This is a genomic window from Leclercia sp. M50 (assembly GCF_037150775.1).
Classification (GTDB): Bacteria; Pseudomonadota; Gammaproteobacteria; order Enterobacterales; family Enterobacteriaceae; genus Enterobacter.
Genome location: NZ_JBBCPK010000007.1, coordinates 12,364 through 24,208, shown reverse-complemented (window position 1 = coordinate 24,208; position 11,845 = coordinate 12,364). Strand labels below are relative to the sequence as shown.

The 11,845-nt window shown below is 56.6% G+C and carries 11 protein-coding genes and 1 other annotated feature; of the genes, 9 read left to right on the top strand and 2 right to left on the bottom strand.

Annotation, left to right across the window (positions count from 1 at the left end; genetic code table 11):
- Positions 1-60: 60 nt before the first annotated feature.
- Positions 61-714 (top strand): multidrug efflux transporter transcriptional repressor AcrR, encoded by a 654-nt coding sequence (gene acrR / locus WFM46_RS02880; RefSeq protein ID WP_336997032.1) that lies wholly within the window; start codon positions 61-63, stop codon positions 712-714.
- 110 nt (positions 715-824) lie between these two features.
- On the top strand, positions 825-4,172 hold the full coding sequence (gene mscK, locus WFM46_RS02875) for a mechanosensitive channel MscK (protein WP_336997031.1): 3,348 nt from the start codon (positions 825-827) through the stop codon (positions 4,170-4,172).
- Positions 4,173-4,201: 29 nt separating this feature from the next.
- On the opposite strand, the gene rsmS is transcribed toward mscK, so the two are convergent.
- Entirely contained in the window at positions 4,202-4,360 is a 159-nt protein-coding gene (gene rsmS / locus WFM46_RS02870) for a pleiotropic regulatory protein RsmS (protein ID WP_103178508.1), read from the bottom strand.
- Positions 4,361-4,372: 12 nt separating this feature from the next.
- On the bottom strand, positions 4,373-4,900 hold the full coding sequence (gene priC / locus WFM46_RS02865) for a primosomal replication protein N'' (RefSeq protein ID WP_103178509.1): 528 nt from the start codon (positions 4,898-4,900) through the stop codon (positions 4,373-4,375).
- A gap of 50 nt (positions 4,901-4,950) precedes the next feature.
- On the opposite strand from priC, the gene WFM46_RS02860 reads away from it, so the two are divergent.
- The 7 genes from WFM46_RS02860 (at position 4,951) to adk (ending at position 11,842) form a co-directional block, all read left to right on the top strand.
- Positions 4,951-5,319, top strand: coding sequence for a DUF454 family protein (locus tag WFM46_RS02860; RefSeq protein WP_103178510.1), 369 nt, complete (start codon positions 4,951-4,953; stop codon positions 5,317-5,319).
- 152 nt (positions 5,320-5,471) lie between these two features.
- A complete protein-coding gene (gene apt, locus WFM46_RS02855; RefSeq protein ID WP_010428187.1) occupies positions 5,472-6,023 on the top strand; it encodes an adenine phosphoribosyltransferase in 552 nt (183 codons plus the stop codon).
- 89 nt (positions 6,024-6,112) lie between these two features.
- Positions 6,113-8,041 carry a DNA polymerase III subunit gamma/tau gene (gene dnaX / locus WFM46_RS02850; protein ID WP_336997030.1) on the top strand — a complete coding sequence of 643 codons (1,929 nt, stop codon included), beginning with the start codon at positions 6,113-6,115 and terminating at the stop codon, positions 8,039-8,041.
- Positions 7,371-7,435 (top strand) — a sequence feature (DnaX frameshifting element). Its footprint overlaps the gene before it by 65 nt.
- 53 nt (positions 8,042-8,094) lie before the next feature.
- Positions 8,095-8,427, top strand: a complete 333-nt coding sequence (locus tag WFM46_RS02845) for a YbaB/EbfC family nucleoid-associated protein (RefSeq protein ID WP_014882811.1) — start codon at positions 8,095-8,097, stop codon at positions 8,425-8,427.
- Positions 8,427-9,032 carry a recombination mediator RecR gene (gene recR / locus WFM46_RS02840; RefSeq protein WP_103178512.1) on the top strand — a complete coding sequence of 202 codons (606 nt, stop codon included), beginning with the start codon at positions 8,427-8,429 and terminating at the stop codon, positions 9,030-9,032. Before WFM46_RS02845 ends, recR begins: the two co-directional genes overlap by 1 nt.
- A gap of 111 nt (positions 9,033-9,143) precedes the next feature.
- Positions 9,144-11,018 carry a molecular chaperone HtpG gene (htpG, locus tag WFM46_RS02835; RefSeq protein ID WP_103178513.1) on the top strand — a complete coding sequence of 625 codons (1,875 nt, stop codon included), beginning with the start codon at positions 9,144-9,146 and terminating at the stop codon, positions 11,016-11,018.
- 179 nt (positions 11,019-11,197) lie between these two features.
- Positions 11,198-11,842 carry an adenylate kinase gene (gene adk / locus WFM46_RS02830; RefSeq protein ID WP_103824075.1) on the top strand — a complete coding sequence of 215 codons (645 nt, stop codon included), beginning with the start codon at positions 11,198-11,200 and terminating at the stop codon, positions 11,840-11,842.
- Positions 11,843-11,845: the final 3 nt, after the last annotated feature.

Sequence of the window (11,845 nt, the reverse complement as noted above, 5' to 3'; positions counted from 1 at the left end):
TGCTATGGTACATACATTCATAAATGTATGTAAATCTGGCTCCTGTAAATTCACCTGCGCATGGCACGAAAAACCAAACAACAAGCACTTGCAACACGCCAACACATCCTTGATGTCGCTTTACGCTTGTTTTCGCAACAGGGGGTCTCCTCCACCTCTCTGGCTCAGATTGCTCAGGCGGCTGGGGTTACCCGGGGAGCGATTTACTGGCATTTCAAAAATAAGTCAGATTTATTTGGCGAAATTTGGGAGCTGTCAGAATCCAGTATTGGGGATCTTGAGACTGAGTATCGGGCAAAATTCCCTGGCGATCCACTCTCAGTTTTAAGAGAGATTCTGGTCTATATCCTTGAGGCGACGGTTATAGAAGAGCGACGCCGTCTGATGATGGAGATCATCTTCCATAAATGTGAATTTGTTGGGGAGATGGCGGTGGTGCAGCAGGCGCAGCGCAGCCTCTGTCTGGCCAGTTACGACCGAATCGAACAAACCCTGACGCACTGTATTAAAGCCAACATGCTCCCGGCTAATCTGCTGACCCGTCGCGCCGCCATTCTGATGCGCAGTTATATTTCCGGCATTATGGAAAACTGGCTGTTTGCTCCCCAGTCTTTTGATCTGCAACGTGAAGCCCGTGATTATGTCGCGATCCTGCTGGAGATGTACCAGTTCTGTCCCACGCTACGGGCGCAGCCTGAGCCGCTCCTGGCCTGACGCCCAGGAATTATCCGGGAGCCATCAGTTCACGCTATTTTGCTTTCGACGGCCGTGATATTCTTCACGCCGGTCATCCCGGTCATTCATCACACAAATTACACACTACTATGTCGCACTACACACGCCAATCGCATCCTGTTTTTGCCTTTATTTTGCTTCTCTTTTTTGCCTTACTGGCTTCCCCGGTTGCGTTTGCACGTGGTGATAACACCAGTGATACGCCAACCCGGGCAGATATTCAGAGCCAGCTTGATGTCCTGAACAAACAAAAAGAGCTCACTCCGCATGACAAGCTGGTACAAAAAGACCTGACGGAAACCCTCGAGACTATTGATAAGCTTGAGCGGATCAAGGCCGAAACCACACAGTTACGCCAGAAAGTGGCCCAGGCGCCGGAAGCGATGCGTAAGGCGACCGAAAGCCTGAATGCGCTAAGTGATGTGGACAATGATGAAGAAACCCGCAAAACGCTGGCCACGCTCTCATTACGCCAGCTGGAACTGCGCGTATCGCAGTTGCTCGACGACCTACAAACCGCCCAGAGCGATCTCTCAACCTACAACAGCCAGCTGGTTTCCCTGCAAACTCAGCCGGAGCGCGTACAGAACGCAATGTATGCCGCCTCTCAGGAACTGCAGCAGATCCGCAATCGCCTGAACGGCACCACGGTGGGCGAGGCGGCGTTACGCCCCACGCAGCAAACGTTGCTCATGACGCAGCAGCTTCTGCTGAATGCCCAGATCGAACAGCAGCGCAAGAGCCTGGAAGCCAATACCGTCCTGCAGGATACCCTGCAAAAACAGCGCGACTACGTCACCGCGAACATCAACCGTCTGGAGCACCAGCTGCAGCTGCTGCAGGAGGCGGTCAACAACAAACGACTGACCCTGACGGAGAAAACGGCTCAGGAAGCGGTAAACCCGGATGAAACCGCGCGTATCCAGGAAAATCCGCTGGTGAAGCAAGAGCTGGACGTTAACCACCAGCTCAGCCAGCGCCTGATTAAAGCCACTGAAAACGGCAACACCCTGGTTCAGCAGAACATTAAAGTGAAAAACTGGCTGGATCGCGCCCTACAGTCCGAACGCAATATTAAAGAGCAGATCGCCGTCCTGAAAGGCAGCCTGCTGCTGTCGCGTATCCTTTATCAGCAGCAGCAGACTTTACCTTCTGCCGATGAGCTGGAGGACATGACCAACCGCATTGCGGATCTGCGCCTGGAGCAGTTTGAGGTCAACCAGCAGCGCGATGCCTTGTTCCAGAGCGATGCCTTCGTGGCGAAGCTGGAAGAGGGGCACAAGAGCGAGGTCAATGGAGAGGTTCACGATGCGCTGTTGCAGGTGGTGGATATGCGCCGCGAACTGCTTGACCAGATGAATAAACAGCTGGGTAATCAGCTCATGATGGCCATTAACCTGCAGATCAACCAGCAGCAACTGGTGAGCGTATCCAAAAGTCTGCAGGAGATCCTCACCCAGCAAATCTTCTGGGTGAACAGCAATAAACCGATGGACTGGGACTGGATCAAATCCTTCCCGGGCATGCTGAAAGATCAGATTAAGGGGATGAAAATCTCTGTTAACTGGGAAAAAGCAGGCCCTGCGGTGGCGTTTGCTTTCCTGGCGGGTCTGCCGCTGTTGTTGATTGCCGGCCTCATTCGCTGGCGTCTTGGCTGGCTGAAAAAGTATCAGGCGAAGCTGGCGCAGGAAGTGGGGCAGTTGCGTAATGACAGCCAGCTTCATACCCCAAAAGCGATTCTTATCGATCTGATCCGCGCCCTGCCGGTCTGTCTGCTGATCCTCGCCGCCGGCCTGATCCTGTTCACGATGCAGCTCAATATCAGCGATCTGCTGTGGGCCTTCAGCAAAAAGCTGGCGCTGTTCTGGCTGGTCTTTGGCCTGTGCTGGAAAGTGCTGGAGAAGGACGGCGTGGCGGTGAGCCACTTTAATATGCCTGCGCAGCTGACCAGCCACTGGCGCCGCCAGATTGTGCGCATCAGCCTGGCGCTGTTGCCGCTGCACTTCTGGTCGGTGGTGGCGGAGCTCTCTCCGCTCCATCTGATGGATGATGTGCTGGGGCAGTTCGTTATCCTGCTTAACCTGCTGCTGATCAGCGTCCTGATGTGGCCGATATTCCGTGACAGCTGGCGTGACAAAGAGTCGCATACCATTCGTCTGGTGACGGTCACCGTACTCTCTATTATTCCTATCGCCTTGATGGTGCTGACGGCCACCGGCTATTTCTATACCACCCTGCGTCTGTCGGGTCGCTGGATTGAAACCGTCTATCTGGTGATCTTCTGGAACCTGCTCTATCAGACCGTGCTGCGCGGGCTGAGCGTTGCCGCCCGCCGTATTGCCTATCGCCGCGCGCTGGCGCGTCGGCAGAATATGGTGAAGGAGGGGGCCGAAGGCGCTGAACCGCAGGAAGAGCCGACCATTGCCCTGGAGCAGGTTAACCAGCAAACGCTGCGTATCACCATGCTGGTGATGATAGCCCTGTTCGGCGTGATGTTCTGGGCGATCTGGTCTGATTTAATCACCGTCTTTGCCTATCTCGACAGCATTACGCTGTGGCACTACAGCGGCACCGAAGCGGGTGCGGCGGTGATGAAAAATGTCACTATGGGCAGCCTGCTGTTTGCACTGGTCTCGTCGGTGGTGGCATGGGCCTTGATCCGCAACTTACCCGGCCTGCTGGAGGTACTGATCCTCTCGCGCCTGAATATGCGTCAGGGGGCCTCCTACGCCATTACCACCATCCTGAACTATGTGATTCTGGTGGTGGGCGCCATGACCGTCTTCGGTTCGCTCGGGGTGTCGTGGGACAAACTGCAGTGGCTGGCGGCGGCGTTGTCGGTGGGCCTTGGTTTCGGTTTGCAGGAGATCTTCGGTAACTTCGTCTCCGGCCTGATTATTCTGTTCGAACGTCCGGTGCGTATCGGCGATACCGTCACCATCGGTACCTTCTCGGGCACCGTCAGCAAGATCCGTATCCGCGCGACCACCATCACTGATTTCGATCGCAAAGAGGTGATCATCCCGAACAAAGCGTTCGTCACCGAGCGGTTGATCAACTGGTCGCTGTCGGACACCATCACCCGCGTGGTGATCCGCATCGGCGTGGCCTACGGTTCCGATCTGGAGATGGTGAAAAACGTCCTGCTGAAAGCGGCGATGGATCATCCAAAAGTGATGCACGATCCGGAGCCAGCCGTCTTCTTTACGACCTTCGGGCCGAGCACGTTAGATCATGAGCTGCGTCTGTACGTGCGTGAACTGCGCGATCGCAGCTACACGGTGGATGAACTGAACCGAACCATCGAACGTATGTGCCGCGAGAACAATATCAATATCGCCTTTAACCAGCTGGAAGTGCATCTGCGCAATGAAAAGGGCGACGAGCACACTGAAGTGAAACGTGACATTAAGGGTGACGATCCGACCCCGGCGTGATGTGCCCCCTCGCTCTCGCCTTCTCCCTTTCAGGGAGAGGGCAGGGGGGAGGGCAATTTCCCTTCAAAATCCCGCTTCACAATCTCCAGCGCTTTCAGCACTGTTTCAGTGGGGATGCCATGGTTCTCCAGCAACATGATCAGGTCGACGGCCAGCTTGACTTCGTCGGGGGCATTTTCCAGTGACACACACTACTCCTGTTAACGGGTCAGACGCGCGATAACGCGTTCAATATCATCCAGTGCCTTACGACAGCGTTCAAGCCGTCCTTCCAGGGCGGTGATTTCGCGCATCAGCATCTGCTGTTCTTCCAGCGTTTCGGCCTGATTCAGCCGCGCCGCGCGCGCCTTTTTCATTTCACATAGCCGACGTTCAAACTCCTGGTGTTCCAGACGCTTGCGCTGCCATTTTGTGGTGCCGGCAGAGGAACTGTCCCAGACGCGTAGCGGCCAGGCGGCAATCTCCCGATGCAGGGCGGCAATCTGTTCCGCCAGATGACCGGCGAGCCAGGCCACCTGCTCAGATTGCCCCTTTTCCACGGCGTGACGCAGCTCATCCAGGTTGTGCTGGGCTTCATCCAGATAGGCATTCATCACCGTGCTGCGGGTGCGAAACAGCTGCCGGTCAAAGCGCGGCTTCAGCGTGGCGTGCTGCATCAGCGGTGCGGCCTGCGTGCGCAGAGCCGACAGCTGATTTTGCAGCGTTTGTAAAAGCAAGGCTGTTTTCAATCCGCACTCCAGTGGTACAGTAGCCGTTCAGTTTGATACCGATTCGCATTATGCAGCGTACTATTCTAATCATCATTGGCTGGCTTGCGGTAGTGCTCGGCACGCTGGGTGTCGTTTTACCCCTCCTGCCGACTACCCCTTTTATATTGCTGGCGGCGTGGTGCTTCGCCCGCTCCTCGCCGCGTTTTCACCACTGGCTGCTCTACCGCTCATGGTTTGGCGGCTATCTGCGTCACTGGCAACAGTACCGTGCAATGCCGCCCGGGGCTAAGCCGCGGGCCATTGCGCTGATCCTGGTGACCTTCGCCATTTCATTATGGCTGGTCAAAATGATGTGGGTACGGATCCTGCTGCTGGCGATCCTCACCTGCCTGCTCATTTTCATGTGGCGGATCCCCGTTGTTGATGAAAAGCAATAATCATCAGACTGGCTGTTGCATTTCTTGTGCGCAGCCAGTAAATTCGACCGTTTTCGAGCACGGGCGGGCCTGGTTAAAGGTTAAACAATTGTTACTTTGACCAACCCTTTATCCGCTCCGTGAGTAACACCGTTTTCATCAGGCATCCATTTATGACCGCAACTGCGCAGCAGCTTGAATTTCTTAAAAACAGCATCAAAAGCATCCAGGATTATCCAAAGCCTGGCATTCTTTTCCGTGATGTCACCAGCTTGCTGGAAGACCCAAAAGCGTACGCGCTCAGCATTGAACTGCTGGTTGAGCGTTATAAGAACGCTGGGATCACCAAAGTTGTAGGCACCGAGGCCCGTGGTTTCCTCTTTGGCGCCCCGGTTGCGCTGGCAATGGGCGTGGGTTTTGTACCGGTGCGTAAACCGCGTAAACTGCCTCGCGAAACCATCGCCGAGAGCTACGAGCTGGAGTACGGCACCGACCAGCTTGAGATCCACGTTGATGCGATAAAGCCAGGCGACAAAGTGCTGGTGGTTGACGATCTGCTGGCCACCGGCGGCACCATTGAAGCGACCGTGAAGCTGATCCGTCGCCTGGGTGGCGAAGTGACCGATGCGGCCTTTATCATCAACCTGTTCGATCTGGGCGGTGAACAGCGCCTCGAAAAACAGGGCATCACCAGCTACAGCCTCGTGCCATTCCCGGGACATTAATCCTCCCGCCCGCAACCTCGCCCAACGGGTGAGGTTGTGTTAGCATTACCCCCCTGAATATCCACCTTCCAGCGTTGCAGAGCCTGCCCATGAGTTATCAGGTGTTAGCCCGTAAATGGCGACCCCAAACCTTTGCTGACGTTGTCGGCCAGGAACATGTGCTGACCGCCCTGGCGAACAGCTTATCGCTAGGACGTATCCACCACGCCTGGCTTTTTTCCGGCACCCGTGGCGTCGGTAAAACCTCTATTGCCCGTTTGCTGGCGAAAGGCCTTAACTGCGAAACCGGGATCACCGCCACGCCGTGCGGCGTGTGTGATAACTGCCGTGAAATCGAGCAGGGGCGCTTTGTCGATCTGATTGAGATCGATGCCGCATCGCGCACCAAAGTCGAAGATACCCGCGATCTGCTGGATAACGTCCAGTACGCCCCGGCGCGTGGCCGCTTCAAGGTCTATCTGATCGATGAAGTGCACATGCTGTCGCGCCACAGCTTTAACGCCCTGCTGAAAACGCTGGAAGAACCGCCTGCACACGTTAAATTCCTGCTGGCGACCACCGATCCGCAAAAGCTGCCGGTCACTATCTTGTCCCGCTGTCTGCAGTTCCATCTGAAGGCGCTGGACGTCACGCAGATCCGCGATCGGCTCGAATACATCCTGAACGAAGAGCAGGTTGCCCATGAACCGCGGGCGCTGCAGCTGCTGGCGCGTGCCGCAGATGGCAGCCTGCGCGATGCGCTCAGCCTCACCGATCAGGCGATTGCCAGCGGCGAAGGCAAGCTGACGACCCAGGCGGTGAGCACCATGCTCGGCACGCTGGATGACGATCAGGCGCTGTCGCTGATTGAAGCGGTTGTCGAGGCCAACGGCGAGCGGGTGATGGAGCTGGTCAACGCCTCAGCCTCACGCGGCGTGGAGTGGGAAGCCCTGCTGGTAGAGATGCTCAGCCTGCTGCACCGGATCGCGATGGTGCAGCTCTCCCCGGCGGCGCTGGGCCCGGATATGGCGGCCATTGAACAGCGGATCCGCGAGCTGGCCCGCACCATTCCGCCAACGGATGTACAGCTTTACTACCAAACCCTGTTAATTGGTCGTAAGGAACTGCCGTTCGCGCCCGACAGACGTATGGGGGTTGAGATGACCCTGCTGCGCGCGCTGGCGTTCCATCCGCGCATGCCGTTGCCGGAACCCGAGGTGCAGCCGCAGTCTTTCGCACCGGCCGCGCCGACGGCGGTTATGTCACCGCAGCAGGTGCCTGTACAGCCGGCAGCGCCATCGCCGCAAAATGTGCCTCTGTCGGACGCCACCAGTTCGGTGCTTGCTGCCCGCAGCCAGCTACAGCGCGCGCAGGGAGCACCCAGACCAAAAAAGAGTGAACCGGCAGCGCCTGCAAGAGCGCGGCCGGTAAATAACGCCGCGCTTGAACGTCTGGCTTCGGTCACGGATCGTGTCCAGTCGCGTTCGGCATCGGTCACTTCTGAGCCTAAGGCGCCGGTTAAGCAAGAAGCCTATCGCTGGAAAGCCACCACCGTCACCGAAGAGGTGAAGGTAGAGATTGCCACGCCGAAGGCGCTGAAAAAGGCGCTGGAGCATGAGAAAACGCCGGAGCTCTCCGCGAAGCTTGCGGAAGAGTCGCTTGCGCGCGATGCCTGGGCGGCAGAGGTCAGTAAACTGAAGCTGCCGAAGCTGGTGGAGCAGGTCGCCCTCAACGCCTGGCGTGAGCAGGAGGGCAACCGCATCTGCCTGCATCTGCGTCCGGGCCAGCGTCACCTGAACTCGGCGAGCGCGCAGCAGGTGCTGAGTGAGGCGCTCTCCACATTACAGGGCGCGCCGGTTGAATTGACTATCATTGAAGATGATAATCCGGCGGTCCGTACCCCGCTGGAGTGGCGTCAGGCCATTTATGAAGAGAAGCTCGCGCAGGCGCGTGAGGCGATTATCGCGGATAATAACATTCAGACCCTGCAGCGTTACTTCGATGCAGAACTGGATGAAGAGAGTATTCGACCCATTTGATCGTGAGTCTGACTTACGGTTGTTATCTTTAACGTGAAAGAAGAGAGAAGCCTATGTTTGGTGGTAAAGGCGGTCTGGGTGGTCTGATGAAGCAGGCCCAGCAGATGCAGGAAAAAATGCAGAAGATGCAGGAAGAGATCGCGCAGATGGAAGTCACTGGCGAATCGGGCGCAGGTCTGGTCAAAGTGACCATCAACGGCGCACACAACTGCCGTCGCGTGGAGATCGACCCAAGCCTGCTCGAAGACGACAAAGAGATGCTGGAAGATCTAGTCGCCGCTGCGTTTAACGATGCTGCGCGCCGTATCGACGAAACTCAGAAAGAAAAAATGGCCTCTGTATCCTCCGGAATGCAGCTGCCGCCGGGCTTTAAGATGCCATTCTGATGCAAACCAGTCCGCTGCTTACGCAGTTAATGGAAGCGCTACGCTGCCTGCCGGGCGTAGGCCCGAAGTCGGCGCAGCGCATGGCGTTTACCCTGCTGCAACGCGATCGTAGCGGCGGCATGCGTCTGGCGCAGGCCCTGACCCGCGCCATGTCAGAAATTGGCCACTGTGCCGACTGCCGCACCTTTACCGAGCAGGAGGTGTGTAACATCTGCGCCAATCCGCGTCGTCAGGAAAATGGTCAGATCTGCGTGGTGGAGAGTCCTGCGGACATCTACGCCATCGAGCAGACCGGGCAGTTTTCCGGCCGCTATTTTGTGCTGATGGGGCATCTCTCGCCGCTGGACGGCATTGGTCCGGATGATATCGGCCTGGACCGTCTTGAACAGCGCCTGAAATCGGAAACGATCAACGAGGTGATCCTCGCCACCAACCCAACGGTGGAAGGGGAGGCGACAGCCAACTATATCGCCGAGCTGTGTGCGGAGTCGGGCGTTGATGCCAGTCGAATTGCCCACGGCGTGCCGGTGGGCGGTGAGCTGGAAATGGTCGATGGCACCACGCTGTCCCACTCTCTGGCAGGTCGTCACAAGATTAATTTCTGACCAAACGGAGGCTGCAGTCGTGGCCTCCGCTTGAAAAAATTCCCCCCTGGCCCCATCTCTCCCTCAACGCTTTTAAACCCCATTAAATGGCATTGTTGAGGTCGACTTAGTATGAAAGGACAAGAAACCCGTGGTTTCCAGTCAGAGGTAAAACAGCTTCTGCACCTGATGATCCATTCTCTTTATTCCAATAAAGAAATTTTCCTGCGCGAGCTTATCTCTAACGCCTCTGATGCGGCAGACAAGCTGCGTTTTCGTGCGCTCTCGAAGCCAGAGCTGTATGAAGGTGACGGCGAACTGCGCGTGCGCGTCTCATTTGATAAAGAGAACCGCACCCTGACCATCGCCGACAACGGCATCGGTATGACCCGTGATGAAGCCATTGACCATCTCGGCACCATCGCCAAATCCGGCACCAAAGCGTTCCTGCAGTCGATGGGTTCCGATCAGGCCAAAGACAGCCAGCTGATCGGCCAGTTCGGCGTGGGCTTCTACTCCGCCTTCATCGTGGCGGATAAAGTTACCGTGCGCACCCGTGCGGCAGGCGAAAGCGCTGAAAGCGGCGTATTCTGGGAATCCCACGGCGAAGGTGAATACACCGTTGCCGACATCACCAAAGCCGATCGCGGCACCGAGATCACCCTGCACCTGCGCGAAGGGGAGGACGATTTCCTCAACGACTGGCGCGTACGCTCCATCATCAGCAAATATTCTGACCATATCGCCCTGCCGGTAGAGATCGAAAAACAGGAAGAGAAAGATGGCGAAACCGTCATCTCCTGGGAGAAGATCAACAAGGCGCAGGCGCTGTGGACGCGTAACAAGTCTGAAATCAAAGACGACGAATACAACGAGTTCTACAAGCACATCGCCCACGACTTTACCGATCCGCTGACCTGGAGCCACAACCGCGTGGAAGGGAAGCAGGAGTACACCAGCCTGCTCTACATCCCGGCGCAGGCACCGTGGGATATGTGGAACCGCGATCACAAGCACGGCCTGAAGCTGTACGTGCAGCGCGTGTTCATCATGGACGAAGCTGAACAGTTCATGCCGAACTACCTGCGCTTTGTGCGCGGCCTGATTGACTCCAACGATCTGCCGCTGAACGTCTCCCGTGAGATCCTGCAGGACAGCACCGTCACCCGTAATCTGCGCACCGCGCTGAGCAAGCGTGCGCTGCAGATGCTGGATAAGCTGGCGAAAGACGACGCCGAAAAATACCAGACTTTCTGGAAACAGTTCGGCCTGGTGCTGAAAGAGGGCCCGGCGGAAGATCCATCCAACGTCGAAGCCATTGCCAAACTGCTGCGCTTCGCCTCCACACACAACGACTCTTCCGAGCAGAATGTGTCGCTGGAAGAGTACATCTCCCGCATGAAAGAAGGGCAGGAGAAGATCTACTACATCACCGCCGACAGCTATGCCGCGGCGAAGAGCAGCCCGCACCTGGAGCTGCTGCGTAAGAAAGGCATCGAAGTGCTGCTGCTTTCCGATCGCATCGATGAGTGGATGATGAACTACCTGACCGAGTTCAGCGGCAAAGCGTTCCAGTCCGTTGCCAAAGCCGATGAGTCCATCGACAAGCTGGCAGATGAAGTGGACGATACCGCGAAAGAGGCGGAAAAAGCGCTGGAGCCGTTTGTTGAGCGCGTGAAAACCCATCTGGGCGATCGCGTGAAAGAGGTGCGTTTCACCCACCGTCTGACCGATACCCCTGCCATCGTCACCACTGATGCTGACGAGATGAGCACCCAGATGGCGAAGCTGTTCGCCGCTGCGGGCCAGGCAGTGCCGGAGGTGAAATACATCTTTGAACTGAACCCGGACCACGCGCTGGTGAAACGTGCAGCCGAGACCCAGGATGAAGCCCGCTTCGCCGAGTGGGTTGAACTGCTGCTGGATCAGTCCCTGCTGGCTGAACGCGGCACGCTGGAAGATCCAAACCAGTTCATCAAACGCGTGAATGCGTTGCTGCTGGCGTAAATCACTTCCCTCTCTTCGCTGAAGAGAGGATAAGGGTGCAGGTTATCTGCCTGCACCCACTAATAAATTCCCCTCATTAACCGTTTCAGCCTGCCCGCCTTTCTTGAGCGATACCCGTTCTGGTGGTATTGTTTAGCGCTTTTTGAAAAATTGAATCGACTTTTGAGGGGATTTTCGCAATGCGTATTATTCTGCTTGGCGCTCCGGGCGCGGGTAAAGGAACTCAGGCTCAGTTCATCATGGAGAAATACGGTATTCCGCAAATCTCTACGGGTGACATGCTGCGTGCCGCTGTTAAATCTGGCTCCGAGCTGGGTAAACAGGCGAAAGACATTATGGACGCCGGCAAACTGGTGACCGACGAGCTGGTTATCGCTCTGGTTAAAGAACGCATTTCTCAGGAAGATTGCCGTAACGGTTTCCTGCTGGACGGCTTCCCACGTACCATTCCGCAGGCGGATGCCATGAAAGAAGCGGGCATCAACGTAGACTACGTGCTGGAGTTCGACGTACCGGACGAACTGATCGTTGACCGTATCATCGGTCGTCGCGTACACGCCGCTTCCGGCCGCGTTTACCACGTTAAGTTCAATCCGCCGCAGGTGGAAGGCAAAGACGACGTGACCGGCGAAGAGCTGACCACCCGTAAAGACGATCAGGAAGAGACCGTGCGTAAGCGCCTGGTAGAATACCATCAGATGACCGCGCCGCTGATCGGCTACTACTCTAAAGAAGCGCAGGCGGGTAACACCAAATACGCAAAAGTCGACGGTACTAAGCCTGTCGCTGACGTTCGTGCGGAGCTGGAAAAGATCCTCGGCTAATCG

What these genes read in the sequence shown, in the direction of transcription:
- acrR (WP_336997032.1), top strand. Translation starts at nt 61, where the DNA reads ATGGCACGAAAAACCAAACAACAAGCACTTGCAACACGCCAACACATC.
- mscK (WP_336997031.1), top strand. Translation starts at nt 825, where the DNA reads ATGTCGCACTACACACGCCAATCGCATCCTGTTTTTGCCTTTATTTTG.
- WFM46_RS02860 (WP_103178510.1), top strand. Translation starts at nt 4,951, where the DNA reads ATGCAGCGTACTATTCTAATCATCATTGGCTGGCTTGCGGTAGTGCTC.
- apt (WP_010428187.1), top strand. Translation starts at nt 5,472, where the DNA reads ATGACCGCAACTGCGCAGCAGCTTGAATTTCTTAAAAACAGCATCAAA.
- dnaX (WP_336997030.1), top strand. Translation starts at nt 6,113, where the DNA reads ATGAGTTATCAGGTGTTAGCCCGTAAATGGCGACCCCAAACCTTTGCT.
- WFM46_RS02845 (WP_014882811.1), top strand. Translation starts at nt 8,095, where the DNA reads ATGTTTGGTGGTAAAGGCGGTCTGGGTGGTCTGATGAAGCAGGCCCAG.
- recR (WP_103178512.1), top strand. Translation starts at nt 8,427, where the DNA reads ATGCAAACCAGTCCGCTGCTTACGCAGTTAATGGAAGCGCTACGCTGC.
- htpG (WP_103178513.1), top strand. Translation starts at nt 9,144, where the DNA reads ATGAAAGGACAAGAAACCCGTGGTTTCCAGTCAGAGGTAAAACAGCTT.
- adk (WP_103824075.1), top strand. Translation starts at nt 11,198, where the DNA reads ATGCGTATTATTCTGCTTGGCGCTCCGGGCGCGGGTAAAGGAACTCAG.